Origin of the sequence: Pseudomonas sp. Seg1, assembly GCF_018326005.1 — a bacterium.
Lineage (GTDB): Bacteria > Pseudomonadota > Gammaproteobacteria > Pseudomonadales > Pseudomonadaceae > Aquipseudomonas.
In genome coordinates, this window is the sequence record NZ_AP021903.1 from 1,176,503 (window position 1) to 1,202,582 (window position 26,080).

Annotated in this window: 21 protein-coding genes; 6 read left to right on the forward strand and 15 right to left on the reverse strand. The window is 59.6% G+C overall.

What is annotated here, in order from left to right; genetic code table 11:
• Positions 1 to 251: 251 nt before the first annotated feature.
• The 13 genes from KI231_RS05060 to yaaA all read right to left on the reverse strand — a co-directional run bounded on the left by KI231_RS05060 (position 252) and on the right by yaaA (position 18,422).
• Positions 252 to 1,703, reverse strand: coding sequence for a mannose-1-phosphate guanylyltransferase/mannose-6-phosphate isomerase (locus KI231_RS05060; RefSeq protein WP_213027620.1), 1,452 nt, complete (start codon positions 1,701 to 1,703; stop codon positions 252 to 254).
• Between the two features lie 209 nt (positions 1,704 to 1,912).
• On the reverse strand, positions 1,913 to 2,569 hold the full coding sequence (locus KI231_RS05065) for an alginate O-acetyltransferase AlgF (RefSeq protein WP_213027621.1): 657 nt from the start codon (positions 2,567 to 2,569) through the stop codon (positions 1,913 to 1,915).
• 15 nt (positions 2,570 to 2,584) lie between these two features.
• Entirely contained in the window at positions 2,585 to 3,760 is a 1,176-nt protein-coding gene (locus KI231_RS05070) for an alginate O-acetyltransferase (protein ID WP_213027622.1), read from the reverse strand.
• Between the two features lie 10 nt (positions 3,761 to 3,770).
• Positions 3,771 to 5,336 carry an MBOAT family O-acyltransferase gene (locus KI231_RS05075; RefSeq protein WP_213027623.1) on the reverse strand — a complete coding sequence of 522 codons (1,566 nt, stop codon included), beginning with the start codon at positions 5,334 to 5,336 and terminating at the stop codon, positions 3,771 to 3,773.
• A gap of 210 nt (positions 5,337 to 5,546) precedes the next feature.
• The gene (locus KI231_RS05080; protein WP_213027624.1) at positions 5,547 to 6,671 is read right to left on the reverse strand and encodes a mannuronate-specific alginate lyase; all 1,125 of its coding nucleotides are present in this window, start codon (positions 6,669 to 6,671) and stop codon (positions 5,547 to 5,549) included.
• Positions 6,672 to 6,679: 8 nt separating this feature from the next.
• Positions 6,680 to 8,131: an alginate O-acetyltransferase gene (locus KI231_RS05085; RefSeq protein ID WP_213027625.1), complete on the reverse strand. Its 1,452-nt coding sequence runs from the start codon at positions 8,129 to 8,131 to the stop codon at positions 6,680 to 6,682.
• A 10-nt stretch (positions 8,132 to 8,141) separates the two neighbouring features.
• Positions 8,142 to 9,713 (reverse strand): mannuronan 5-epimerase AlgG, encoded by a 1,572-nt coding sequence (algG, locus tag KI231_RS05090; RefSeq protein ID WP_103305192.1) that lies wholly within the window; start codon positions 9,711 to 9,713, stop codon positions 8,142 to 8,144.
• 26 nt (positions 9,714 to 9,739) lie between these two features.
• Positions 9,740 to 11,227 (reverse strand): alginate export family protein, encoded by a 1,488-nt coding sequence (locus tag KI231_RS05095; protein ID WP_213027626.1) that lies wholly within the window; start codon positions 11,225 to 11,227, stop codon positions 9,740 to 9,742.
• Positions 11,224 to 12,735, reverse strand: a complete 1,512-nt coding sequence (algK, locus tag KI231_RS05100; RefSeq protein ID WP_249412097.1) for an alginate biosynthesis TPR repeat lipoprotein AlgK — start codon at positions 12,733 to 12,735, stop codon at positions 11,224 to 11,226. Before algK ends, KI231_RS05095 begins: the two co-directional genes overlap by 4 nt.
• A 9-nt stretch (positions 12,736 to 12,744) precedes the next feature.
• Positions 12,745 to 13,914, reverse strand: coding sequence for an alginate biosynthesis protein Alg44 (locus KI231_RS05105; RefSeq protein ID WP_103305194.1), 1,170 nt, complete (start codon positions 13,912 to 13,914; stop codon positions 12,745 to 12,747).
• 35 nt (positions 13,915 to 13,949) lie between these two features.
• Positions 13,950 to 15,431 carry a mannuronan synthase gene (gene alg8, locus KI231_RS05110; protein WP_177431429.1) on the reverse strand — a complete coding sequence of 494 codons (1,482 nt, stop codon included), beginning with the start codon at positions 15,429 to 15,431 and terminating at the stop codon, positions 13,950 to 13,952.
• Between the two features lie 85 nt (positions 15,432 to 15,516).
• Complete coding sequence (locus KI231_RS05115; RefSeq protein ID WP_213027627.1) at positions 15,517 to 16,833, reverse strand: nucleotide sugar dehydrogenase; 1,317 nt, start codon at positions 16,831 to 16,833, stop codon at positions 15,517 to 15,519.
• An 809-nt stretch (positions 16,834 to 17,642) separates the two neighbouring features.
• On the reverse strand, positions 17,643 to 18,422 hold the full coding sequence (gene yaaA / locus KI231_RS05120) for a peroxide stress protein YaaA (RefSeq protein ID WP_213027628.1): 780 nt from the start codon (positions 18,420 to 18,422) through the stop codon (positions 17,643 to 17,645).
• A 274-nt stretch (positions 18,423 to 18,696) separates the two neighbouring features.
• Here yaaA and KI231_RS05125 point away from each other — a divergent pair, with 274 nt between their 5' ends.
• The 6 genes from KI231_RS05125 to aotJ all read left to right on the forward strand — a co-directional run bounded on the left by KI231_RS05125 (position 18,697) and on the right by aotJ (position 24,037).
• Positions 18,697 to 19,821 carry a polysaccharide deacetylase family protein gene (locus tag KI231_RS05125; protein WP_213027629.1) on the forward strand — a complete coding sequence of 375 codons (1,125 nt, stop codon included), beginning with the start codon at positions 18,697 to 18,699 and terminating at the stop codon, positions 19,819 to 19,821.
• Positions 19,822 to 20,158: 337 nt separating this feature from the next.
• Positions 20,159 to 21,553: a PhoH family protein gene (locus KI231_RS05130; RefSeq protein ID WP_103305199.1), complete on the forward strand. Its 1,395-nt coding sequence runs from the start codon at positions 20,159 to 20,161 to the stop codon at positions 21,551 to 21,553.
• A 236-nt stretch (positions 21,554 to 21,789) separates the two neighbouring features.
• Positions 21,790 to 22,263, forward strand: a complete 474-nt coding sequence (moaC, locus tag KI231_RS05135; RefSeq protein ID WP_093437022.1) for a cyclic pyranopterin monophosphate synthase MoaC — start codon at positions 21,790 to 21,792, stop codon at positions 22,261 to 22,263.
• On the forward strand, positions 22,260 to 22,502 hold the full coding sequence (locus tag KI231_RS05140; protein ID WP_103305200.1) for a MoaD/ThiS family protein: 243 nt from the start codon (positions 22,260 to 22,262) through the stop codon (positions 22,500 to 22,502). The genes moaC and KI231_RS05140 overlap by 4 nt, the downstream gene beginning before the upstream one ends.
• 3 nt (positions 22,503 to 22,505) lie before the next feature.
• A complete protein-coding gene (gene moaE / locus KI231_RS05145) occupies positions 22,506 to 22,958 on the forward strand; it encodes a molybdopterin synthase catalytic subunit MoaE (protein ID WP_213027630.1) in 453 nt (150 codons plus the stop codon).
• 302 nt (positions 22,959 to 23,260) lie between these two features.
• On the forward strand, positions 23,261 to 24,037 hold the full coding sequence (gene aotJ, locus KI231_RS05150) for an L-arginine-binding protein AotJ (protein ID WP_007914314.1): 777 nt from the start codon (positions 23,261 to 23,263) through the stop codon (positions 24,035 to 24,037).
• A gap of 124 nt (positions 24,038 to 24,161) precedes the next feature.
• Here the strand turns inward: aotJ and KI231_RS05155 are convergent, their stop codons facing one another.
• Complete coding sequence (locus tag KI231_RS05155; protein WP_103305202.1) at positions 24,162 to 24,788, reverse strand: helix-turn-helix transcriptional regulator; 627 nt, start codon at positions 24,786 to 24,788, stop codon at positions 24,162 to 24,164.
• A gap of 93 nt (positions 24,789 to 24,881) precedes the next feature.
• Positions 24,882 to 26,009 (reverse strand): NAD(P)/FAD-dependent oxidoreductase, encoded by a 1,128-nt coding sequence (locus KI231_RS05160; RefSeq protein WP_213027631.1) that lies wholly within the window; start codon positions 26,007 to 26,009, stop codon positions 24,882 to 24,884.
• Between the last annotated feature and the right edge of the window lie 71 nt (positions 26,010 to 26,080).

The window sequence follows — 26,080 nt, forward strand, 5'->3', positions numbered from 1 at the left end:
GTAGGTGAGGTTGGCGATGGGCAGGATTTCTGCGGTGAGTTTGAAGACACCTTCGCGGGCAAGCCCGCTCCCACTGGGATGGGTGGTCATCACAAAATCGAGTAACGCCTCGGTCCACTGTGGGAGCGGGCTCGCCCGCGAAGAGGCCAGTATAGACACCGCAGATTCCGGACAAAAAAAGCCCCCGTCCAACCCGCTGCGGATGGGGGACGCAGTGGGCTGAACGAGGGCTTCTTGTCTTGCTGAGCGTTTTACTGCGCGATGGTTTTCACCGACACGCCGCGTTCGATCGGGGTGGAGCGGCCGTAGATATCTTCGAACCGCTCGATATCGTCTTCGCCCAGGTACGAACCCGACTGCACTTCGATGATTTCCAGCGGGATCTTGCCCGGGTTGCGCAGGCGATGCACCGAGGCGATCGGAATGTAGGTCGACTGGTTTTCGCAGAGCAGGAACACGTTGTCATCGCAGGTCACTTCGGCGGTGCCGCTGACCACGATCCAGTGTTCGGCGCGGTGGTGGTGCATCTGCAGCGACAGGCAAGCGCCCGGTTTCACCGAGATGTGCTTGACCTGGAAACGCCCGCCCATGTCCACCGAGTCATACGAGCCCCACGGACGATAGACCTCGCAGTGGTTCTGGGTTTCGCTGCGGCCCTGCTCGTTGAGTGTGGCGACCATCTGCTTGACGCCCTGAACCTTGTCCTTGTGGGCGATCATCATCGCGTCCTTGGTTTCGACCACGACGATGTTTTCCAGACCGATCACCGAGACCAGTTTGCCGTTGCCGTGGATCATGCAGTTCTTGCTGTCCTGGATGACCACATCGCCTTTGCTGACGTTGCCGTTGGCGTCTTTCTCGTTGACTTCCCACAGCGACGACCAGCAACCGACATCGCTCCAGCCGGCGGTCAGCGGCACCACGCAGGCGCGTTGGGTTTTTTCCATCACGGAATAGTCGATGGAATTGTCCGGGCAGCAGGCGAAGGTGGCTTCGTCCAGTGTGACGGTGTCGGCGTCCTGCTGGCTGCGCTCAAGGGTCAGCAGGCAGGTGTCATAGATGTCCGGATCGTGCTTTTTCAGCTCTTCGAGGAAGCGGCTGGCGCGGAACAGGAACATGCCGCTGTTCCAGTAGTAACCGCCGGATTCGACGTATTCGGTGGCGCGTTTGACGTCGGGTTTTTCGACGAAGTGCGAGACGCGGCTGACGCCTTCGGGCAGCAGCGAATCGGCGGTGGACTTGATGTAGCCGTAGCCGGTTTCCGGTTTGGTCGCCGGCACACCGAACAGCACCATCTCGCCATTTTCGGCGGCGACGGTGGCCAGGGCGAGGGCGCGTTGCAGGGCTTTCTGGTCTTCCAGTACGTGGTCGGCCGGCAGTACCAGCATCAGATCGTCACGACCTTCGTTGACCAGCATCATCGCGGTCAGCGCCACGGCGGGCGCGGTGTTGCGGCCGAACGGTTCCATCAGGATGCGCTGGCATTCCAGATTGCGATTGGCCAACTGCTCGTTGACGATGAAACGGTGATCCTTGTTGCAGACCACGATCGGGGTGTCCATGCCTTCGAACACCAGGCGCTCCAGGGTTTGCTGGAACAGTGTGTGTTCACCGGTCAGGGCGAGGAATTGTTTAGGGAACTGCTTGCGCGAAAGCGGCCAAAGACGTGAACCGCTACCACCTGACAAGATCACCGGAATCATATTGTTTACTCCATAAAATCGATTGGTTAGAGGCACGAACGCTGTGTCGTTTCACTCTTGTTGTTGTCTCGTTCTGAACGCTAACCTCGGTCCCTGTGGGAGCCTGGCTTGCCAGCGATGGCATCGCCTCGGTGTATCTGCGGAACCGAGGTGTCTGCATCGCTGGCAAGCCAGCCCCCACAGGGAGCCGGGTCAGTTCAGGAAATGTGTTAGCGCGTCGACACCGGGCGTTTCACCCAGACTGGCGACAGGCTGCTGCCGGAACCGGTGACGTACAGCACCGCTGCCTCACCGCGCTCCAGTGCGACCGGTTTCACGTCGCCGACTTTCTTGTCGCCTTCGTACAGCGCCAGGCTGACTTTCACCGGGTTGATTTCGCGTTCGCCACGGCCCTTGGCGGCCACGTTCGGCACCACGTCGGTCTTGCCGTCGGCGGTCTTCAGGGTCAGCGGCTTGTCGCTGAGGTTCTGTACGCGGACCAGGGATTTCTGCTTGTTCTTGAACGGCGGCTCTTCGATCAGTTGCGGCGCGCCGGAGGCGTTGTTGACCAGGGTGTAGTAGTGGTCGCCGGCAAGTTTGACCGGCAGGGTCTGGCTGCCGATCTTGGCGCTGTAATCACCGCCCGGCATGAAGCTGAAGTCGCTGCTGGCCAGCGGCGCAACGTCGCTCAGGTTGGTGCTGCCGACGGTGGCGCTGACTTCTGCGTTGCTGGCGTTATAGATACGCACGAAGGTCGAGCCTTTCGGTGCGGTCGGGCCGTACAACGCGGCGTCACCACCGGCGAAGGCCTGGACGGAGAGCACGCTGAGGCCTGCAACCAGTGCAATGCGTTTTGCGAGACGACGAGGAGTAGTAGTGAAAGTCATGGTGTTACCTCTCTTTCAGTTTTGCGCCCGATCGGGCGTCTCGGATTTAGTGTTGATGGCTACGTTTTGTTGGCGAGCGCCGGCTTGTTTGAGCTCTGCGACCCACTGCGGGTCGGCGTCGCCGATTTCGTTGTTCACAGGCAGATATCGTTCAGGAAACTCCCAGATCAGCACCTGTGGCGGGCTGTTCTTGAAGTCATCGCTTTTCAGGTAACTGAGCATCGGCAGGATCGGGCCGTGGCCGTCTTCGGCGTAGCTCACCACGTCGCTGTGCAGCGCTTGTTTCAGCGCACCGACGAAGTTCCAGTTGGGATTGGCGCTGTAGCTGGTGCCGACCAGTGCCACCGGCACTTCATTGCTGGCGAACAGCGCGTCGTCACCGGCAGGCTGATCGTCGGCCGCGACGGTGTTGCGCTTTTGCAGTGGCTCTTGCGCCGGCATCAGGTTTTCGAACAGCGGATCGAGCGGCAGGAACAGACGCAGATCGCCCTTGTGCGTGACCTTCTCGGCCGGCGTGGTGACGAAACGCTGCGGTTCGCCGCTGAGCGGGAACTTGTCGGCGATGGTTTTCGCCAGCGTATTCGCCGCAATCTCGGCGCCCTCAGGTGTCCAGTGCGTGTCGGTGCGCAGGAACACTTGCTGACCGTTCTGCTTGGCCTGTTGGAACGGCTTGAGCAGGTCGGGGGCGAGGATCTTGTCGGCTGCTACGCGGTTGTGGAAATCCTGATAAAGGTTGGCGTGGATGCTTGCCGGTTTCACTTCACCCAGATGCTCCGGGTACAGGCGAACCTTGGCCGGCACGATCGCCATGACCAGTTTCACGCCTTTCGCTTTCAGGGTCTGGCGCACGCCTTCGACCAGCGCGTAGTTGCCTTGCAGGTTCAGCTCCTCGTTGACGATCGGGTTGAATTCCTCATCGCTGTACAACCACTGATCGCGACCGAGCACCACGCCCGGACGACCTTCGTTGAACAGTTTGAAATCCAGCGCGGCCCAGAGGTTGGTGCCCAGACGCTTGATCGGGAATTCATCGTCGTAGTGAGTTTCCACAGCCTTGGTCCAGCGGCCGTTGAGCACCGTCGCATCGGCGTTGGTGCTGAAGCCGAAGAAGCTGCGCACCGACCACAGACCGAGCACCAGCAGGGTCACCAGGAACAGCGCGATGTAGAAGATGCGTAATGAGCGGGTCATGTCAGATCCCTCAGAACTGGAAGTAAAGGAACGGCGAGAAGCTTTGCGCCGAGAGTTTGAGAATCGAGGCGATGAACAGCAGCAGGATCAGCCCGCGCATCACGTAGCGTGACCAATCCGCCGTCCAGTAAGCCGGTTGCACCTGGGCTTCGGCGCCGACGGTGTAGCCAGGCTCGTGGATGCTCGCCGGGTTTTCGCCGGGGGCTGCCTTGATCATTCCCGGCGTCGCGGTGGCAGGGCCGTTGGCAACGACGTTGACTTCCGGTTTGGTCTTGGCCGGCGGCTGGTTGGTGTACAGATCACGCAGGCCGAAGAACGCCAGCGTCACGTAAGCCACCACCAGAGTCGCCACTTGCAGGCCGGTGAGGCTGGCCTGATTGAGTTCCGACAGCGACCAGTCGCCGAAGCTGAACATCGCGCCGTACATGCGACCTGCCACGTGCAGGTTTTCGGCGCGGAAGATCACCCAGCCCATGACCACGAGCAGGAAGGTCAGCGCCCAGCGGATCGGGTTGAGGCTGCGCGGCGAGGTGTTCAGGCCCAGCGCTTTTTCAATCGCCAGCCACATGCCGTGCCAGGCGCCCCAGACGATGTAGGTGATGTTCGCACCGTGCCACAGACCACCGAGGAGCATGGTCAGGAACAGGTTGCGATAGGTCATCAGCGTGCCTTTACGGTTACCGCCGAGGGTGATGTAGAGATAGTCACGCAGCCAGGTCGACAGGCTGATGTGCCAGCGACGCCAGAACTCGGTGATCGACTGGCTGATGTACGGCTGTTTGAAGTTTTCCATGAAGCGGAAACCCATCATCAAGCCCAGACCGATGGCCATGTCGCTGTAACCGGAGAAGTCGAAGTACAGCTGCGCGGTGTAGGCCAGCGCGCCGAGCCAGGCATCGCCGGTGGTCGGGTTTTGCAGGGCGAAGCAATGGTCGGCCACAACGGCGAGGGTGTCGGCGATGAAGACCTTCTTGATGAAACCCTGCATGAACCGCGTGCAGCCCTCGGAGAATTTGTCGAGGGTGTGCGTGCGGTTGTTGAACTGGTCGGCGAGGTCGCGGAAACGCAGAACCGGGCCGGCAATCAGGTGCGGGAAGATCGCCACGAATGCAGCAAAGTCGATCAGGTTGCGCGTGGCCGGGGTGTCGCCGCGATACACGTCGATGATGTAGCTGATCGACTCGAAGATGTAGAACGAGATCCCGATCGGCAGCAGCACGTGGGTGAGGATGAACGGCTCAAGACCGACCGACGTCATCATCGCGTTGATGCTGTCGACGCCGAAGTTGGCGTACTTGAAGTAGCCGAGGATGCACAAGTCGACTGCCACACCGAGCAGCAGCCAGCGCTGCGCCGGTTTGGTGCGCACGCCGGCGGCACCGACTTTGAGGCCGATCCAGTAGTTCCACAGCGTGACGGCGGCGAACAGCGCAAGGAAGTCCACCCGCCACCAGGCGTAGAACACGTAGCTGGCGATCAGCAGCAGCAGGTTGCGATAGCGTTGCCCGCTCAAGTAGTACAAGCCGAGAAAGATCGGCAAGAACAGAAACAGGAACACGTTGGATGAAAATACCATCCCGATCTCTCCATGTTTGAACCAACAGTCAAGGGCCAAAGCCCCCCCAAACCCCCCATGAAAAGTCCGGGGGATGTATTGCATCCAGATTCACCACAACCCTTGTGGGAGCTGGCTTGCCAGCGATAGCGTCGGGTCAGTCGACATCAATGTTGAATGTCGGAATGCAATCGCTGGCAAGCCAGCTCCCACAGGGTTTTGTGTTCTGCCTTACGAGCCTTTGTTGCCCTTCTCATGCGCCGGGTCATAGACCTTGGTCAGATCGCCACCGAGGCGGAAGGTCTTGAACGGCTGCATGCCGCGCTTCTTCTCGATCACATCCGCCGGGCAGGTGTAGAGCGTGCAGAACGGTTCGAGCCAGGCGAATTTCATGTCCTCTTTCAAGTCGGTCATGTCCTGCTCTTTGCCGTTCTTCTTCTCGAATTCTTCCGGGTCTTTCACACCCGACAGCACCCGATCACCCAGACGCTTCAGCGCGCCATTGTTTTCCTGACGCAAATCCACACCGTTGACCTGGGCAAAACTGGCGATCATCGCCAGCGGTGGCAGGGCGTAGTTGTGATAGGCGAGGGCGCGTTGCTGGCGCTTGAGTTCGTTCGGCAGGTAACCGTCGGCGTCTACCTGATTGGCACCGACCTTGTATTCCTTGACCGCCCAATCGAACAGGTCGCGGCGGTTGGTTGCGACGGAAGTCGCCATCACCGACCACGCTGCCCAGTACGAGTGGTTGTTGGTTTTTTCCAGCGGCAGGTTGTCCCAGTCGCTGACCACCTGATAGGCCATCTTGCTGAACCACGCTTCGATCTCCTGCGCTTGCTGCTGATGCTGCGCCAGCGGATGCGAGTCGGAGAATTTCAGGCGAATGTACGAAGAGGCCATGCTGCCCAGCGCCCATTTGCGCATCGACTTGCCGGTGTGGTTGAAGTCCTTCGACATCAACGCATCGGCCTTGGCCCACGCGGTCAGCCAGTTCAGCGTGCAATCAAGCTGCTCCGGGCGACCGTCGCGCATGAACTGCATCACCCGTTTGGCGGTGCCGCGTTCCAGCGTGGTGATGTCTTTGGTGGTGTCGCGGAAGGCTTTTTCCGACTGCACATTCAGCGTCGAACGGGCCTTGTCCGAGCCTTCGTATTTGCTGCGAAATTGCAGCGGACCGGTGTACGGCGCCGGCATCGCATCGCAGCCTTCGCTTTTGTCGCCGGTCTTGAATTTATCCACAGGCGCAAAATAGCCCTGCGGTGGACGTAATGGTGCGGCGGCCTGAGTGGCCCCGGCGAACATCGCCAGGCTCAGCAGCGTCGGTGCCAACAGATTTTTGAGTTTCGGATTTCGCATAGCAGACCTCATTGCCCGACCTGAGCGGTTTGTGGCCCAGCGCCCGGGAATACGTTGCGTTTGCAGATTTTCGCTTCGACTTTCTGTGGCGCGGCGCCGGCTTCAGGGCCCTGGACTTCGACCGCCAGCAGGTTTTGCGAGGCCCAGTCTTCGTCCGTGCGCAACTCAAAGGCGAAACGACCGTCGGTGTCGGAGGTTTCCGGTTTCTCGATCTTGATGTCCTCGTGGCGACCGTTCATGTACCAGAGGGTGGCTTGCAGGGTTTTCACCGAGGGATCGGCGAAGCGGATGTCGACCTGATGGCTGCTGTTCTGCAGGTTCAGGTTCTTGCTGTTGACCAGCAGTTCTTGCTTGGTGCCTGCCTTCAGCGTGGTGCTGGCAGACATTTGCGCGTCTTTGCCTTCGCAGCCGTTATCCAGCAGCGCCATCATCTGGCGATAGATGGTTTCCTGGTCGAGGCGGTACAGCGGCGAGAATTCCCAGATGAGAATTTTCGGTGGGGTCTTCTGGAATTCGTCGCTGCCCAGATACTGCAACATCGAACCTTCCAGACCACCGCCGGGGAAGGCGACGTTGAGAATATCGGCGCCGATGGCCTCTTCGAGGAAGCCGGCGAAGTTGTAGTTTTTGCCGCTGTGCGAGGTACCGACCAGGGTGATTTGCGGGTTGCCGGAATCACCGAACAGATCGCCGTCACCGGCCTCGCCCTTAGGCTCGGTGGTGAATTGATCCATGTACTGGATCGCGTAACTGGTGCCGCACAGTTGCCCGGCCATGTTGTGCAGAGTGCCGGTCTTGCCCATGCGCCCGGAGCGCTTGGTCTCGAACTCACGCTTGGGAATGTCGGCGAAGGCCGGGATTTGCTTGACCTTCTCGGCGACGATTTTTGCCGTGCGCTGAGCGCCGTATGGTGTCCAGTGCTGGTCACCGCGGAAGTAGAAATCGTGGGCGGGCAGGGTGTCCGGCAGCGATTCGTTGGTCAGCGGCGACAGGTCTGGCACCACGTAGCCCATCTTGGCGAAACGGCCGAGCATGGTCTTGTAGTTGCCCAGCGCTTTCTCGTAATCGAACGCGGCTTTTTCCTGCGGGTTGAGCTTGTTGCGGTTCACCAGGCCACGGGTCGGCTGGTAAACGATCACCAGCTCAACGCCCTTGGCCTTGAACGCATCGTGCAGTTGTTGCAGGCGTTTGTAGCCGGCCGGAGTGGTGTTGAACTCGGTGCGCAAATCTTCCTGAGTCCGGAACAACCAGTCGCCCTGCGCCTGCACCAACGTAGTGAAGTTCTGCTGATAACGCGTGGTGTAGTTCTTCGCGTCATGGGCTTCCGGGCACAGGTTGCAGCACGGCTCGGCAGTGAATTTCGGCGCTTGCGTGTCGTCTGCACGCGCCGCATTGCTGGCCGCGAGAATGCCCACGGTCAGGGCCGACAGGCTGAGTAATTTGATCAAGTGTGGGTGCATAAAATTATCCTCAGTCCTGCATTTCGGTCTGGCGTTCGACAGGGTCGATCAGCACGGCTTTCTGCTGGCGCACCAGCAAGTCGAGAATTTCATCCTGGCGCTCGCCGAGGATGCCGTTGAAGCTGATGCCGCTGGATTTGGTCGGCGCCAGCATCGACACGCGATACAACTCGACACTCAAGGGCGAATCGATCGACAGCGGGCCGCTGCCGTTGGCCGCGAGTTCACCGCCGACGACAATCAGCGACACCTGCGCGTCGAACGGGTCGAGCTTGATGTCACGGTCGGTGTCGGTGAGGTCCTTGATGTGGCCGTAGACGCCGGTCAGGCCGTTGGCCATGGCGACGTTTTCGTAGAGGCGGATGTTCACGCTGTTACGAATGCGGATGCCGTGGCGCTTGTTGCTGATGACCTTGTTGCCCCACAGCAGGTTGTCGGCGGACTCGTAGAGGGTGATGCCGTCGGTGTGGTTCTGGTAGATCTCGTTGTAGGCAATGATGTTGTTGACGCTGTTACGGTCGATCACCAGGCCCGAGAGGTGGTTGTCGAAGCTCTTGTTGTTGAAGATGAAGCTGTCGTTGACCTCACGGGAAATAATGATCCCGTGCTTCTTCTTCGTACCGTGGACGGTGTTCTCGGCAATGATCAGGCCGTGGGAACGGTCGTGCGGGTCGATGCCGTAGACGATGTTGTCTTTGTAGGTGTTGCCCTTGACCACGAAGTCGCGGGTCTCGTAGCAGTAGAAGCCGTACCACATGTCGGAGAACTCGGAACCGACGATCCAGCCAGTTGGCTCCGGACGCTTGAGCACCTTGGCCATGTTTGGCGTGTACTGGGAAATACTCACCCCGTACGACTTACTGTTGGCGTAGCCGAAGCTGGCCATCTTGCTGTTGACGATGTAAGTCTCGGTGCCGCCCCAGGCGAGCAGGAACGGGCGGAATTCCTTCGGCGAACGGAAGGTGGCCGGGCCGTTGTCCTTCTCGCGCCAGCCAGTGACCTTGGTGTCACGCACGAACAGCTGACCGTCGTTGACCAGGAACGAACCGGCCTCTTGCGACAGGCGCAGCTCTTGAGTCTGGCCGTCGATTTCGAGGATGCCTTTACGGCCGACGACGATCGGCAACTTCGACAGATACACGCCCGGCGAGGTCTCGCTGAAATACTGCTTGGGCAGTTTCTGCGCCAGCTCTTTCAGGTTGATATAGCCGTCGTCGACGAAGATCGCCTGCGGGATGCCGTGCTGACGCACCACCCATTCGGCCATCTTGTTGTCGCCGCCGATGAAGTCCTTCAGGGCGTCTTCCTGCATCATCCGGCGCACGCTGATCTTGCCCGCTTTACTGCGCACGATTTTTGCGGCAGCGGCCTCGGCGGTGAAGCCGGACAGGTCAGGCAGTTTTGGCGCGGCCAGGTTCAGCGCATCAGTGGGTGCGCTGCTGACGGTGTAGGTCTTGGCTTGTTGCAGTTCTTTGGCGGTGGTCACAGGCTTGGCCGGTTCCACCGTGGCGAAGGCACCAGCCGAGGCCAGCAGCATTGCGCCGGCCAACAGGCTGAGCGAGCCTTTCCTTGCATGGTTCATGTCGGGCACTCCCTTCGCGGTTTGCATCAGAAGCGCCAGATCACGTCGATGAACGCGCGGTGCATGTACGAATCAACCTGGCTGCCATAAGCGTCGCCCGGCTTGAACACGCCGCCACGGAAACGCACGAGGGCCGAAGGCTCGTCGATCGACTGGCTCAGCGCCGCCGGCAACAGGCCTTGCTTGAAGTACTTGGTGACAACCAGGTCCATCTCCTGACCGAGATCCTTGTTGCCGTCTTCAAGCGGCAAAGAGGTGCTGGACAGAATCGCGCCAGTGACGTCGTCGGTGTTGTTTTCCACGGCATTGATGCCGTTGCTGCCCACCGGTTTGTTGCCGTCGACACGCCAGAACTTGTGGTAGATCAGGCTGGCGTCGTATTCGTCGTTGACCATCCACGAACCGAACAGCGTCGCGGTCTGCATGTTGTTCATTTCGCCACGGAACGCTTCGCCGAAACGGTGCACCCGCGAACGTGTGCCGGTGTAGTTGGAGCGGTTACTCTCCAGACCGTTCTGCTCGTAATCGGCACTGGCGCGGGCATAGGCGCCGCCGACTTGCCATTGCGGATCGAGGCGCAGGCGCACACCGATGTCGGTGGCCCAGCCATTCACATCATCGCTGCGTTTGGCTTGTGCCGGGCGTGTGCCGTCGGCGTTGAGGGCATTGACCGTGTCACGGTCGCCGCTCATGCCGGTGATGCTGCCCCAGTAATTGACGGTGTTGGTGTTGCGCCAGTTGTAGGCGTCGCTGTCGGCGGTGAGGCCGAGCCAGCTGATGTCGCCGTTCTCTTTCTTGTCCAGCGAGTCACCGGCCACGCCCGGTTCCGGATAATCGAGTTTGCCGTCGTCGTGGGTGTGGTGGCCGCGAATGCCGACCCAGTTGCCCGGTGTCCACTGGTAAGCGGCATCGGCGTAGGCGTGCAGGCGATCCTTGTCTTTCGGCGCCAGCTCTTTGAGGTCGGTGCGGTATTCGCTGAAGCGTTCGGCGACACCGGCGTTGGCGCGCAACAGGGTGGTGTCGAAGGTCCAGTTCAGTGCTTCGATGTTGGTGTCGCGCCATTGGCCGTCGTCATTGCGCAGGCGCTGGCGACCAAACTTGAGCATCTCGCCCGGGTACGGAGTGAGGCCGCTGTAGCCGACCCAGAATTCACGCATCGCCAGGTAGTTTTTCTTGGTCTTGCGATCACCGTTGTCGGTGGTCTGCGTGCCGTCGCTGTCGGACTGCTGCAGGGTGTCGGTCTCGATAATGTCGGTCGAGGTCACGGCCTGACCCATCGCATAGGCGCTCCACGCGCCGCTTTCGCCGTAGACCCATGGACGCAGGTCGAGGCCGACGCCGTTGACGTCGCCGCCGCTGGCGGTGCCGAGGTCGCGGTCGTCTTCGGACTGGCCGGTGATTTTCACTTCGAGGCCGAAGTTTTTGCTTTCAGTCATCGCAGCCAGTGTCGGGCAAGACCAGATCAGTGCGAAGGTGAGGCCAATACCGGCCTTCACGAATGGATTGAGCTTCATAGTTTTTCCTCGCCGTCTTCTTCTTGCAGGGCGTGCAGTTGCAGCGTGTTCTGATTCAGGGCGCCACGGCTGGCCTGTTCCTGTTGCAGCAGGCGCTGGGCTTCGGCCAGACGCTCGGGCGGCAATTGCGCGGCAAGGGTGGTCGCCAGTTCATCGGCTTGCGGGGTGTTTTGCGCCTTGGCCAATTGACTGAACACGTAGGCGTTGAGCGGATCGGGCTTGGTGCCCTTGCCTTGGGAAAACAGCTGGGCGATGGCGAAGTCGGCGCTGTTCTGGCCGTTGCGCGCAGCGGTCAGCAGGTGGTCGAGGGCCTTTTGCGGATAGACCTTGCCGAGGTAACCACGGCGATAGATCTGGCCGAGGTAGTAGTCGGCGGCGACTTCGCGGCCAACGGCTTTCTGGAAATGTTCTTCGGCGACTTTCGCGTCGGCCGGGACCATTTTGCCTTCGTAGTAGAGCTTGCCCAGCAACAGCTCGGCGCGCGGCTGGTCGGCGGCGCGGCCGTTGTCGAGGTACTTCATCATTTGGTCGACGTCGCCCAGTTCCGGGTAGTCGTAAAGCAGTTGCGCGAGGGTCACCCACGACGCCGGGTAGCCCGGGGCAATCGGTTCAAGCAACGATTGCGCGGTTTTCTCGTCGGTCTTGCCCAGGGTCGAATCGGCCAGTACACGGGCCACGGAATCGACGCGCTGAGCGGTGACGGTGCCTCGGCTGTAACCGGCCTGCATCTGCTTGATCAGCTCGGCTTGTTGCTCGGGCTGAGCACGTTTCTGATAGACCGTGGCCAGCTCGACGTAGCAAATGTCGGTAGTGTTGAGCGCGGCTTTGCAGATTTTTTCCACGTCATCCAGGTGCTGGTCGTAGGTGCCTTGGGTGCGATACAGCAGCACCTGCGCCAGACCCGCTTCCGGGTAACCGGATTTGCGCCACTGATCGATCTGCTGCTGCGCGTTGATATTCGGGAAGCTGTGCGGGTATTGCAGGTACAGCATCGCCAGCGGGATCAACGTGTTGCCTTCGCCATTGGCGGCGGCTTTTTTCAGCAGGCTTTCAGCTTCCTGATGCTCGGCTTCGGTGGAGCCTGGCTTGGCCACCAGCAAGCGACCGAGACGCGCCTGCGCGCGGGGCGAAACGCTGGCCGCTGCGCGATAGGTCGCTTCGGCCTGTTTCATTTGTTCGGGGTCACGGCTGTCGACCTGGATATCGGCGAGTCCGACTTGCGCCTCGCTGTAACCCAGATCGGCCAGTTGCTGATAGTTCTGCGCAGCGGTGGCGGTGTCGCCGCGCTTGAGCGCTTCGTTGGCCAGACGCTGATCGGGCAGGCCGGCGCAACCGGCCAGACTGACTGCCAATGCCAGCGAGCACACCACATGAATTCTGTGGGAGCTGGCTTGCCAGCGATTCAGGCGACTCGGTATTCCAGTAAAACCACTTTGATCCAATCGCTGGCAAGCCAGCTCCCACAGGGATCGCGGTGTTTTCAGGATGGGTGGAGTAGTCACAGGCATGTCCTCGACTTAAAGACCGGCAGCCATGGCTTTGTCGATCAGCCAGTTCAGGTTCGGGCCACGGTCGCTGTTCACTTCCACCGGGCGGCCGGCGAGGCTGCTGTCGAGCGGCTCGTCTGGCTGGATCTGCACGCGGATGTCGGAGGACAGGTCGGCGCTTTTCAGGCTGGTGCTGCTGACGATCTTGCCGGTGCGGGTCTTGTCTTCACCGGCGATCTGGAAACTCACCGGTGTTCCCGGGCGCACATCGCTGAACTGGCGATAGGAGAAACGCGCATCCACGGTGGCCTGGGTGTTGCGCGGTACCAGGGTGAAGATCACGTCGCCCTTGCTCGCGTACTGACCGTCAGCCACCAGTTGCTGGGCCACGGTGCAATCGCACGGCGAAGTCAGGGTGCCGGTCATTTGCTTGCCGAACAGTTCTTCAACCTTGGCCGGTGCCAGTTGATCTTCGTCCAGGTGACCCTTGAGCACGTCGAGCATGCTGGTGCTGAAGGTCGCCAGCGGTGCGCCTTTGGCTGCAACGCCGTCGGACTTGATCAGGCTCTGCACGGTGCCGTCGCGCGGCATGGTGATGTTCATCCCCGGCACGCTGACCAGACCGGCCTGCGCGTGGCTGACGAAGTACATGCCGTACACCGATTTGAAGATGAAACCCGCCGCGACCAGACCGACAGCAAAAATGCCTGCACTGAAGGTCACGGCTTTCAGGCGACCGAACGGGGTCATGCCGCTGCCGCCGTCCTTGACCTTGCGCGCCTTGGTGAAGTTGTCGCGCTGCAGGGTTGCCAGTACTTCGCCGATGCTGACGATGTCGCCGGCCAGGTGGGAGGTGATCAAGTGGCGCAGGGTGGAAATGTCCTGCTGCTCGAGGTTCTGAAACTGGCAGCCGACGCGACCGGTCTGGCGGTCGTAGGAGCGCACTTGCAGCTCAACGTCCATGGCCAGGCCGAGGTTGTCGATGACGAATTGCAGACGCGCCTTGTACACCTCGCCGAGGGTCAGCGGCATTTGCCCGGCGTTGAACGCCAGACCACCGGCAGACAAGTCGAGGACACGCGCTTCGACCGGGGTCCGGTCGGGGCCGAAGAAACGCAGTTTGGCCGGGATTTTCACGCGGGCGTGTTGGCGCTGGGCTTCGGATTCATGCACTACGTTGGCGTTGACGGCGGTATTCATAGGGGCGATTTCCTTGTTAATTCAATAGGGGCGGGTCAGACCATCATCAGCAGCACGGCGACGAAAATGCTGCCGGCGGAGAAGGTCATGGTCCGAGACGACCAGGTGTTGAACCAACGTTGAAAGCTGGCGAGATCACGGGTCAGGGATGTGGGTTGGCGAGTCCAGGATTGTTGGTCGAGGCGGAAGAACACGTAGATCTTCACCAGCGCGCCGACGATCTGGTTGTAATAGAGAATCACCGGGTAAGCCGGGCCGATGCGGTGACCGGAACACGACAACAGCAACGTCAGGATCAGGCGGGTGATGCCGATCCATAGCAGGTAAACCAGGATGAACGCGGTGCCGTACTTGAAGCTGGCTATGATCGCTACGGTCAGGCCGAGCAAGGACGTCCACATCGATACGCGCTGGTCGAACAGCACCACCGAGGTGAAGGCGCCGAGGCGTTTCACACCCAGGCCCAGTGCGCGCGAGTTCTGGCGCAGGTTGTTGCCGTACCAGCGGAACATCAGTTTGCGGCTGGCCTTGATGAAGCTCTTTTCCGGCGGGTGTTCAACGGTGTTGATCGCTGCGTCCGGCACGTAAAAGGTGTCGTAACCCAGGCGCATCAGACTGAACCAGCTCGACTTGTCGTCGCCGGTCAAGAACTTGAAGCGGCCCAGACGCCAGTGTTGCAGCGAGTCGCTTTCAACGTCGGCGATGAATTCCGGGTTGGTCACCACGGTGGCGCGGAACACCGACATACGACCGGTCATGGTCAGCACGCGTTTGGACAGAGCCATCGAGCACATGTTGATGTGGCGCTGGGCGAAACGCAGCTTGTGCCATTCGCTCATGATGTAGCCGCCGCGCACTTCGCAGAATTCGTTGGTGGTCAGGCCGCCGACGTTGCCGAACAGCTGGAACCACGGCACGGTCTTGCGCACGGTGCCTTCACCGAGCACGGTGTCGCCATCGATCACGGCCACCACGGCGCGGTCGTCCGGCAGGTGGCGGGAGATTGCGCGGAAGCCGTAAGCCAGGCCATCACGTTTGCCGGTGCCGGGAATGCGCACGAAGTCGAGCTTCACGCGGTCTGGCGGATTCATCCGCGCCCACAGCGCCTTGACCAGCAGTTCATCGGACATTTCCACGATCGAGCAGACCACGGTGGTCGGCAGTTCGCAGTCGATGGCTTCGCGGATCACCGAGCTGTAGACCTGCGCGGTGGTCAACGCGTCGATACGGAAACTGGTGACCATCAGAAACACATGCGACGGGTCCGCCGCTTTACCCAGCTTGCGCACTTTACGGCGCAGGTGCGGGTAAACGATGTAGAGGAAAATCATGCCGCGCACAAAGTGCGTTGCACCCATCGAGTAGCGCCAGATACCGACGGCGCCAATCAGGAAAATGAAGTCCTTCGACTCGGAGTCGAATGTGGACGTGGGCAGCATCAAGGCCAGGCCCATCAGCAGACTGAGATAAAAAAGCCAGCCGGCTGATTGCAGAAAAAAATGTTTGAGCTTGGTCATCAGCGTCATCCGAAGGTATTAGAGGCTTCGAGCTGCAAGCCTCGAGCTGCAAGCTGCAACTCGAGGCTTGTCGCTTGGGGCTGCTTTACCAGCAAATACCTTCGGTGCGCGTACCGGCGTCGGTGGCCTTGGCCATGAAGCCCACCAGGTCGATGACCTGTTTGCCGTGCGGCGCTTGCTGCGCCAGCGCGCGGAACTTCTCGTCGCGGTTGCCGAGGATGATCACGTCGGAGTTGTTGATCACCGAATCGAAGTCTGCGTTGAGCAGGGACGACACGTGCGGGATTTTCGACTCGATGTAATCCTTGTTCGCGCCGTGAACACGGGCGTACTCGACGTTGCTGTCGTAGATGCTCAGGTCGTAACCCTTGCCGATCAGCATTTCGGCCAGTTCCACCAGCGGGCTTTCGCGCAGGTCGTCGGTGCCAGCCTTGAAGCTCAGACCGAGCAGGGCGACTTTGCGTTTGTCGTGGCTTTCAACGATGTCAAAGGCGTTCTGCACTTGCGATTCGTTACTGCGCATCAGCGAGTTGAGCAGCGGTGCTTCGACGTCCAGCGAACCGGCGCGGTAGGTCAGGGCGCGGACGTCTTTTGGCAGGCACGAGCCGCCGAACGCGAAGCCCGGACGCATGTAGTACTGGGACAGGTTGAGGGTCTTGTCCTGGCAGACCACTTCCATCACTTCGCGACCATCGACGCCGACCGCTTTGGCGATGTTGCCGATCTCGTTGGCGAAGGTCACTTTGGTCGCGTGCCAGACGTTGCAGGTGTACTTGATCATCTCGGCGACAGCGATGTCCTTGCGGATGATCGGTGCGTCGAGTTCTTCGTACAGCGATTGCAGAACGTCTCCCGAAGCCTTGTCGAACTCGCCGATGACGGTCATCGGTGGCAGGTCGTAGTCGGCGATGGCGGTGGATTCACGCAGGAACTCAGGGTTAACTGCGACGCCGAAATCAACGCCAGCCTTTTTGCCGGAGCAATCTTCGAGGATCGGGATGACCACATTGGCGACGGTGCCCGGCAGCACGGTGCTGCGCACGACGATGGTGTGGCGGGTGGTTTTTTCACGCAGGACAAAACCGATCTCGCGGCATACCGCTTCGATGTAGTTGAGTTCGAGGTCGCCATTCTTCTTGCTCGGCGTGCCGACGCAGATCATCGACAGGTCAGTGTCACGAATCGCTTCGGCGAAGTTGGTCGTGCCACGCAGACGACCGGTTTGAATACCCTGTTGCAGAAGTTCGCCCAGGCCCGGTTCAACAATGGGAGATTTGCCAGCGTTGATCATGTCGATCTTGTCTTTGGCAACATCGACGCCAACCACGTCATGGCCCCGTGCAGACAGGCAACCGGCACATACTGCGCCAACGTAACCCAAACCAAATATGCTGATGCGCATCGCAATTACCTCTGTATATATCAGGCCTTAGAAGGCCGGAGTTAATGGTGTTCAGCGGTCACTAGTGCACTCGGAAGTGCGGCTTGGAGACGCCGCAATACCGTGTGCAGGCATAAAAAGTTCCGAGTGTCTAAATAAGTGCACTCAAGATGTGCGCAACTAGGCCTTGTAGTTGTGACGTGCCCTGTTATGCAGCCGATCTTCCGTTCGGAAGACGCTTGTGCAATCGTCTAATGCGCTCGATGTCAGGCGTAAAGCCCGTGGATCAAGCGGTCTGGTGCTCAGGCAAGCACGTTTATAGGGGCGCGGCCTTGGCCTTGTAGGGGATATTAATGGTGCGTATCTCCTGTCCTTCAGTATGTTTTCAGACTAGTTAGTCATCTAGGCAAGTTGCTGTGACAACTTGGTTACATGGCTTTTTGTCCTACGTAAGTTATCTCGTACAAATTCGGCGAGAATCGTTACCGGTGGTATGAGCTATGCATTTGGATGAAGTTCCTGTCCGCTCATCGCGAAATCTGAAATTTCTTGAAATATTGTCGAAGATGGCACTGGTCTCAATTTGATAGCACTTTCGTTTTCGCCCTTTATATGTAGGCGAATAATCGCGGTAGATAGTTTTGTGCCACTACTGCGAAAAAATTTACGTGCCACTACTGAAAAAAATGATCAGTGTCGAGTGAAACTAATATTAGAAAGGACAGGTGAGGTTTTTTGGCGCCATTAAAATGGCGAAAACAGGCGAGGGATTTTTGACATCGTGCGAGCTGCACGACTCTTTAAACAAAGAGTCGTGCAATGGGCATGCTTTATTCCGGGGCGTGGTCACGCAGAAACACCAGGTTGTCCGATTTCGATTGTTCGGCGCTGTAGCGATAACCTTGCACATCGAACTGCTTGAGCTGGGCGGGATCGTTGATTTTTTCCTGGATCACGAAGCGGCTCATCAGGCCACGGGCTTTCTTCGCGTAGAAGCTGATGATCTTGTACTGACCATTCTTCAGATCCTTGAAGTCGGCATTGATGATCCGCGCGTTCAGGGCAGTGCGTTTGACCGCCGAAAAGTATTCGTTGGACGCCAGGTTGAGCAGCACATCATCGCCCTGATCGGCCAGTGCTTCGTTCAGCCATTCACTGATGCGCGTGCCCCAGAAGGCATACAAGTCCTTGCCACGGGCATTGGCCAGTTTGGTGCCCATTTCCAGGCGATACGGTTGCATCAAATCCAGCGGACGCAGCAGGCCATAGAGGCCGGAGAGCATGCGCAGGTGTTTTTGCGCGTAATCGAAGTTCGCTTCGCTGAAGGATTGCGCGTCGAGACCGGTGTAGACATCACCCTTGAATGCGAGCAGCGCCTGCTTGGCGTTTTCCGGGGTGAACGCCGGGGTCCAGCTGCCGAACCGTGCGGCGTTGAGCCCGCCGATCTTGTCGGAGACGTGCATCAGCTCGCTGATTTGCGCCGGCGTCAGGTCGCGCAATTGCTGGATCAATTCCTGCGAATGGTCGAGGTATTGCGGCTGGGTAAAGCGCTGGGTCGCCGGCGGCGTTTCGTAATCGAGGGTCTTGGCGGGGGAAATCACCATCAGCATGAAGTCGTCTCCTTTAATCGTGGGGGCGATTCTAGGGGGTTGTCCTTGATGACTCCAGCTATCAAGCCCATAGGTGATCGACGGCTTGGCGATGATCGTTCCCACGCTCTGCGTGGGAATGCCGCCTGTGACGCTCCACGTCACCGTCGAGCTGGACGCGGAGCGTCCGGGAAGGCGTTAACACGCAGAGCGTGGGAACGATCATCCGTGGCTAAGGGGAATGGGGCAGGATCAGCTATAGTGCCGCGCGGGTTTTGTTATGGAGACATCCCTTTTGCGCATTGTTCTTTTATTCACCGCGTGGCTGTTGAGCTTCGGTGCCGTGGCGGCGCCGGGCGATGTGGCGACGCTGGATCGCAGTACCTGGCCGGAGCAACTGACCAGCCCGACGCTGTTCGACGTCGCTTCCCGGGCAGAAATCCTCATGTTCGCCCGAGGCCTGCTCGGTACCGAGTCGATGGACGAGGCCGCTTTGGCCCAGCGTCTGGGGCTGCGCACGATCAATATCGACGCGATCAACAGCCTGCGCCAACGCCTCTGGCAGCGCCTGCTGGCCAACTACAACTTCGCCCAGCAGAGTTGCGATCAGGACGCATCGTTCTGCTTCCTCGTCGAAGACCTGCCGACCCTGCGCGAGCAGGCCGCCAAGTTCGTGGTCAGCGACGACAGTTATTACACCAAGTGGGCCGAGCCGAGCCGGATCTTCCATTTGCAGTACCTCGACGAACTGCTGCGCAAGGCGGCGCTGTTCCCGCAGACCAGCAGTGAAATCGATCGTTTCGGCGACTATGAGCGCAACGGCGACGAGATGCATGACCGACTGTTTGTGCTGACATTCGACAGCGCTGCCAACGCGCAACCGGACAACGCCGACTGGCTCACTGAGTATCTGCGCAAGTCGAACATGAGCGGCACTTTCTTCATGTTGGGCAAGGATATCCAGGCACGTCTGGCCGACCGTTCGGCAAGCAGCCTGCAAGCGGCGTTCTCGCAACAATGCGTGGGTGTGCAGGGTTGGGAGTTCCGCTCCCACAGCCACTGGCAGGACTGGCAGGATTCGGTGCGGCGCAGCGCTGATCTGGTGAAGAACAAACTGCCGGAGAACTACGTACCACTGTTTCGTCCGCCGGATGGCCAGCGTCGTAGCGATGCGCAAGGTTTCTTCAACACCCAGGGCCTGCAAGTGGCGTTGTGGGACATTGATGCCCAGGACGGCGCCGGCAAGCTCAAGGGGCCCCAGAGCGGGCAACGGGTGCTGACCCTGATGCTGTTGTGGCGTCACGGGGTGATCAATTTCAACATGAAACAGGATGCAGTGAAGACGGCGATGCCGTGGCTGATCACGCAAACCGCGCAAAGCGGGATCGGTTGGGAAGACTGTCAGGACGCGTTTCGCTGAGAAACGCAGAAAGCCCGGAAACATTGGGCTTGGGGCGATTTTGTCAGGGAATTCGATGCAGGCGGACTTCCGACTCTAACGGGGGCAGGGCGGTCCGCCAAGGGCTTTTCGTCACTTTGCAAAATAAACTTAAAAAAACCGTCAAAGTGCTTTTTTATGTCATGGGTTTTGGAGTATTACGAAGACAGACCGCCGAAACCTGCAACACAGGTGGCGTCTCCCAAGACCCATTTGTTTGCAGTCACTTGAATCTCCGCAGGTGAGATTTCGGCAGTCACTTCGAGGCGCAGCACCGCTCAGGTATTGCGTCTACTGGCTCTGACAAAGGTGACCGAGTATGGATGATCACGGACGTAGCCCTTCTTCCAACCAGCCAATCCTTTATGTACTCGATACCAACGTATTGATTCACGATCCAAACGCCCTGCTGAATTTCGAAGAACACCACGTCGCGATCCCGATGACCGTGCTTGAGGAGCTGGACAAGCTCAAGAGCGGGCATCACAGCGTGGCCGCCGAATGCCGTCAGGCCATCCGGCTGATCGACAAGACCTTGGGCGATGCTTCCCCGGAAGACGTCGAACTGGGTGTGCCGATTCAGCGCGGCAAGGGCGGGCCGAAGGGCTTGCTGTCAATTCTGATGAGCAAGCAGGCCGAATCGAACCTGATTCTGCCCGAGCATCTGAACGACAACAAAATCATCAACCAACTGATCGACCTGCACACCCGCGAACCGAAAAAACCGGTGGTGCTGGTCACCAAAGACATCAACATGCGCCTCAAGGCGCGCGCCTGCGGCATCGATGCCGAGGATTACAGCACCGACCAACTGGTCGATGACGTGTCCCTGTTGCCCAACGGCTATCACAACATGACCGGCTCTTTCTGGGACCGTGTGAGCAAGGTCGAAACTCGTCAGGACCACGGCCGCACTTGGCACCAGGTGCAATTGATCGACAACCTGCCAGCGGTGCACATCAATGAATTCATCATTGATGAACAGGGCTTCGTGGGCTGGATCAAGGAGATTGAAGAAGACCGCTTGCTGATCCTCGACCTGCATCAGGAACCGCTGCTGCATCAGGAAGCATGGGGGCTCAAGCCGCGCGACATCTATCAGAGCCTGGCGCTGTATGCGTTGCTCGATCCGGACATTCACCTGGTCAACCTGTCGGGTGCCGCAGGCTCCGGTAAAACCATTCTGGCGCTGGCCGCTGCCATCGAGCAGACCATGGTCAGCAAGCGTTATCGCCGCATCATCGCCACCCGCAGCGTGCAGGGCCTCGACCAAGAGATCGGCTTCCTGCCCGGCACCGAAGCGGAAAAAATGGAGCCTTGGCTGGGCGCCATCACCGACAACCTCGAAGCCTTGCACATGGATGACGAAAACACCCATGGCAGCGTCGACTACATCCTCAGCAAAGTGCCGCTGCAGTTCAAATCGCTCAACTACATTCGCGGGCGCAGCTTCCAGCAGAGCCTGATCCTGATCGACGAATGTCAGAACCTCACGCCGCACCAGATGAAAACCATCATCACCCGTGCCGGTGCCGGTTCCAAAGTGGTGTGCCTGGGCAACCTGGCGCAGATCGACACCCCTTATCTGTCCGCGACCAGTTCCGGGCTGACCTACCTGACTGAACGCTTCAAGGATTTCCCCAACGGTGTGCACATCACCCTGCAAGGGGTGCCTCGCTCGATCCTGGCCGAATACGCCGAATCGCATTTGTAACAGCTCCATCCAAACCGGGCGGCCTTCACAGGTCGCCCGGTTTTTTATGGATGAGTGCAAACCCTGTGGGAGCGTGGCTTGCCCGCGATGCAGACACCGCGGTGCTTCAGACATAACGCGTTGATCCTATCGCGGGCAAGCCACGCTCCCACAGGGTTCAATGTGATCTTGCAATCAAACGTGCGGAAATTTGACCCGCAGGTTTACAATCCCCGCTCCTGATCAGGAGTAATCCCGTGCTGACTCATCTCGATTCCCAAGGTCGCGCCAACATGGTCGACGTCACCGAAAAAGCCGTGACGTTCCGTGAAGCGACGGCCCAAGCGCTGGTGCGCATGCTCCCCGAAACGCTGCAGATGATCGTCAGCGGCGGCCATCCCAAGGGCGATGTGTTCGCCGTGGCGCGTATTGCCGGCATTCAAGCGGCGAAGAAAACCAGCGATCTGATTCCTCTGTGTCACCCACTGATGCTCACCGGGGTCAAAGTCGAACTCAGCGCGGACGGCGACGACACCGTGCGCATCGTCGCCCGCTGCAAATTGTCCGGGCAGACCGGCGTCGAGATGGAGGCGCTGACCGCCGCCAGCGTCGCCGCCCTGACTATCTACGACATGTGCAAAGCCGTGGATCGCGGCATGACCATCGAAAGTGTGCGCCTGCTGGAGAAGGTTGGCGGCAAGAGCGGGCACTTTCAGGCGGAGCAGCCATGAACCTGACGGTAAAGTTTTTCGCCCGTTACCGTGAAGCGCTGGGCGTGGACTCGGTTGCGGTGGAAGGCGATTTCGCCACCGTCGACGATGTGCGTGCGCTGCTGGCGCAACGCGATGGCGCCGAGGTATTGAGCGAGCAGAACCTGATGTGCGCACGCAACGAAGACCTTTGTCAGCTCGACGAACCGGTGGTCGATGGCGACGAAGTGGCGTTTTTCCCTACCGTGACCGGAGGCTGAGCCATGGCGATTCGTGTGCAGGCCACGTCGTTCGATCCGGGCGCTGAAGTCAACGCGATGCACGCGGCCAATGTCGGCGTCGGCGCGGTGGTGAGTTTTGTCGGCTACGTGCGCGACTTCAATGACGGGCTGGATGTCGCGGGGATGTTCCTCGAACACTATCCGGGCATGACCGAGAAAGCGCTGGGCAAGATTGCCGTGGAGGCCGAACAGCGCTGGCCATTGTTGAAGCTGGAAGTGCTGCACCGCATCGGCGCGTTAGAACCGGGCGAGCCGATCGTGTTCGTCGGCGCCGCCAGCGCCCATCGCCAGGCTGCGTTCGACGCCTGCGCCTTCGTCATGGATTACCTGAAAACCCGTGCGCCATTCTGGAAAAAAGAAAACACCAGCGATGGGCCGCGTTGGGTCGAAGGGCGGGACAGTGATCATGCCGCTGCGGATCGCTGGAACAAATAAAGTCCTGTAGCGCCCTCAAGTCAGCCATCGCTGGCAAGCCAGCTCCCACAGTGTTCTGCGTCGAGCACAAATTCTGTGTGCACCACCGAACCCTGTGGGAGCTGGCTTGCCAGCGATGAGGCCTTCTGCAACACATGAAACCTCGCAGACACTCTCTTCTCACTAATTGACGACTTGTACCTATAAGTCCAATATGGATTTCCAAGTACAAAAAAAGCTTCAGTCCTGCCGCTCGTAGCTCACCGCTCGCAGCTGCTCTTCTTCATCTTGCCAAACCAACAACAACCCGCGAGAGAACGAACATGAAGAAACTTCCCCTCATCACCGGTCTGGCCCTCAGCCTGTTGGCATCCGCCAGCGTGTTCGCCGCCGAGCAAACCCTGCGCATCGGCATCGAAGCTGCCTATCCACCCTTCGCCTCGAAAACCGACAAAGGTGAAATCGTCGGTTTCGACTACGACATCGGCAATGCCCTGTGCGCGCAGATGAAGGTCAAGTGTGTGTGGGTTGAAGGTGAGTTTGATGGCCTGATTCCTTCGCTGAAAGTGAAGAAAATCGACATGGCGCTGTCGTCGATGACCATCAACGAAGATCGCAAGAAGTCGGTGGATTTCACCCACAAGTACTACTTCACCTCCTCGCGACTGGTGATGAAGGAAGGCGCCACGGTCGATGACCAGTACGCCAGCCTCAAGGGCAAGAACGTCGGTGTGCAGCGTGCGACCACCACCGATCGATACGCTACCGAGGTGTTTGAACCCAAGGGCATCAACGTCAAGCGCTACAGCAACAACGAAGAAATCTACATGGATCTGGCGGCGGGGCGGCTTGATGCGATTTTCGCCGATACCATTCCGCTGAATGATTTCCTGTCGATGCCGCGTGGCAAGGGTTACGCGTTTGTCGGGCCTGAGTTGAAGGATCCGAAGTACGTGGGCGAGGGCGCGGGGATCGCGGTGCGCAAGGGCAATGCCGAGCTGGTCAGCCAGTTGAATGGCGCGATCGATGGCATTCGCGCGAGTGGCGAATATCAGAAGATTTCCGAGAAGTATTTCAAGTCCGACATTTACGGCGACTGATAGTCCGCTATCGCTGGCAAGCCAGCTCCCACATTGATCGATTCGTACACAGCGTTTGTGTACACCGCTAAACCTGTGGGAGCTGGCTTGCCAGCGATGGGGCCGGTTCAATCACCGCAAATCTTCAGCCCTTCAATTCCTTCAAATGTTTGTACACCGTCGCCCGCCCCATATTCAGCACATTGGCCACATAGTTCGAGGCGCTTTTGCCCTTGAACGCGCCTTCGGCGTGCAGCGCCAGCACCAGTTCGCGTTTGTGATCGCGGGTCAGCAGGTTCAGGCTCAGTTGCCGCTCGCGCAGCCAGGCGTGCAGGAACGTGTTGATGCGCTCCTGCCAGTCATCGCGAAACAGTGAATCCGGCTGCGGGATCAGTTTGCTCGGCGAGAGAAACAGATCCAGCGCAGCCTTGGCATTTTCGAACAGCGAAATATTCAGATTGATGCACAACACCGCCAGCGGCAGACCTTCGCGGTCGCGCAACACGGTGCTCAGGCTGCGGATTTTCTGACCGTCCCAGTTGAGCTTTTCGTACGGGCCGATGTTCCTGTCGCTGACATCCTCGCTGAGCATGTCCTCCAGTGATGACTCGTCGCCGATCTCGCGCTTGGACAGGTTGTTGGCAATGTAATCGACCTTCTGCGTGCGCAGGTCATGCAGCACCACTTCGGCGTGGGGGAAAAACAGTGTGGCGATGGCATCGGCGATGGCGCGGAAGTTATCCAGGGCCGGGTCGAATTCGGGGGCGGTCATGACAGTGGAGCTCCAGGCAGCGTCAACGCCCCCATGAAAAGGGGGCGCTGCGAGTTTGCCGCAATCCGTTGGGCGCGTCATCCGGATGGACGATCAGGCGAGACGGGCAGGGGAGAGCATGGCGCTGCTCAGACCGAACTGGCGCAGTTGTTCGGGCAACGGCTGGCCGCGCACCAGCGCCGCACTGGCCTGGCCCATCGCCGGTGACGTCTGAATGCCATAACCGCCCTGCGCCGCGACCCAGAACAGTCCCGGTACTTGCGGATCAAAACCGCTGAGCAAGTCACCGTCGGCGACGAAACTGCGCAGACCGGCCCAGGTGCGGGTCGGGCGGCGGATGGTCAGCGTGGTGGCTTCTTCGATCTGGTAGATGCCCATGGCGATGTCCAGTTCTTCGGGCTGCACGTCGTGGGGCTCGACCGGGTCGGCGTTGGCCGGCGAGCCGAGGAACATGCCGGCGTCGGGCTTCATGTAGAACGATTCGTCGAGGCTGACCAGCATTGGCCAGTGGTGGGTGTCGACGCCTTCCGGCCCGGCGAAGATGAACGCGGCGCGGCGTTTCGGTTGCAGGCCCAGGCATTTCGCGCCGGCCATTTCACCGACTTTGTCAGCCCAGGCGCCGGCGGCGTTGATGATCACCGGAGCGCTGAAGGTCTGGCCGTTGGTTTGCACCTGCCAGTGGCCTTCAGCGTCGCGGCTCAGCCCAAGCACCTGACAATCGGTATGCACTTCGCCGTTATTGCGGCGAATGCCACGCAAGTAGCCCTGATGCAGGGCATCGGTGTCGATGTCGCTGGCGCTCGGGTCGTAGATTGCACCGTGGACTTTTTCCCGGCGCAGGATCGGCATTCGGGCGCAGGCTTCGTCGGCTGTGAGTAATTGCATCTCCGGCACCGTGGCTTTGGCGCTGAGGTATTGGTTGTTCAGTTCGGCGGCATCCCCGGTGAAATCCACGGTCATTTCGCCGCGCGGGGTCAGCAGCGGATGCTCACAGAAACCGGCCGGCGGATGATCGAAAAACTCGCGACTGGCCTGTGTCAGTGCACGCACTTGCGGCGTGCCGTACGCGGCAGTGAACAGCGCGGCGGAGCGTCCGGTGGAGTGATAGGCCGGGTGCGACTCACGTTCGAGCACGATCACTTTGCCGTGCGGCGACAGCCAGAAGCCGGTGGAGGCGCCGGCAATTCCGCCGCCGATGATGATGAAATCTGCCTGGCTCATGAAAAACTCCACGTTGAAATACAAAGTTGAAGTTGTCGCAGATCCTGTGGGAGCCGGGCTTGCCCGCGATG

Coding starts and splice junctions, on each gene's coding strand:
- KI231_RS05060 (WP_213027620.1), bottom strand. CDS start 1,703: ATGATTCCGGTGATCTTGTCAGGTGGTAGCGGTTCACGTCTTTGGCCG.
- KI231_RS05065 (WP_213027621.1), bottom strand. CDS start 2,569: ATGACTTTCACTACTACTCCTCGTCGTCTCGCAAAACGCATTGCACTG.
- KI231_RS05070 (WP_213027622.1), bottom strand. CDS start 3,760: ATGACCCGCTCATTACGCATCTTCTACATCGCGCTGTTCCTGGTGACC.
- KI231_RS05075 (WP_213027623.1), bottom strand. CDS start 5,336: ATGGTATTTTCATCCAACGTGTTCCTGTTTCTGTTCTTGCCGATCTTT.
- KI231_RS05080 (WP_213027624.1), bottom strand. CDS start 6,671: ATGCGAAATCCGAAACTCAAAAATCTGTTGGCACCGACGCTGCTGAGC.
- KI231_RS05085 (WP_213027625.1), bottom strand. CDS start 8,131: ATGCACCCACACTTGATCAAATTACTCAGCCTGTCGGCCCTGACCGTG.
- algG (WP_103305192.1), bottom strand. CDS start 9,713: ATGAACCATGCAAGGAAAGGCTCGCTCAGCCTGTTGGCCGGCGCAATG.
- KI231_RS05095 (WP_213027626.1), bottom strand. CDS start 11,227: ATGAAGCTCAATCCATTCGTGAAGGCCGGTATTGGCCTCACCTTCGCA.
- algK (WP_249412097.1), bottom strand. CDS start 12,735: ATGCCTGTGACTACTCCACCCATCCTGAAAACACCGCGATCCCTGTGG.
- KI231_RS05105 (WP_103305194.1), bottom strand. CDS start 13,914: ATGAATACCGCCGTCAACGCCAACGTAGTGCATGAATCCGAAGCCCAG.
- alg8 (WP_177431429.1), bottom strand. CDS start 15,431: ATGACCAAGCTCAAACATTTTTTTCTGCAATCAGCCGGCTGGCTTTTT.
- KI231_RS05115 (WP_213027627.1), bottom strand. CDS start 16,833: ATGCGCATCAGCATATTTGGTTTGGGTTACGTTGGCGCAGTATGTGCC.
- yaaA (WP_213027628.1), bottom strand. CDS start 18,422: ATGCTGATGGTGATTTCCCCCGCCAAGACCCTCGATTACGAAACGCCG.
- KI231_RS05130 (WP_103305199.1), top strand. CDS start 20,159: ATGGATGATCACGGACGTAGCCCTTCTTCCAACCAGCCAATCCTTTAT.
- KI231_RS05140 (WP_103305200.1), top strand. CDS start 22,260: ATGAACCTGACGGTAAAGTTTTTCGCCCGTTACCGTGAAGCGCTGGGC.
- moaE (WP_213027630.1), top strand. CDS start 22,506: ATGGCGATTCGTGTGCAGGCCACGTCGTTCGATCCGGGCGCTGAAGTC.
- aotJ (WP_007914314.1), top strand. CDS start 23,261: ATGAAGAAACTTCCCCTCATCACCGGTCTGGCCCTCAGCCTGTTGGCA.
- KI231_RS05155 (WP_103305202.1), bottom strand. CDS start 24,788: ATGACCGCCCCCGAATTCGACCCGGCCCTGGATAACTTCCGCGCCATC.
- KI231_RS05160 (WP_213027631.1), bottom strand. CDS start 26,009: ATGAGCCAGGCAGATTTCATCATCATCGGCGGCGGAATTGCCGGCGCC.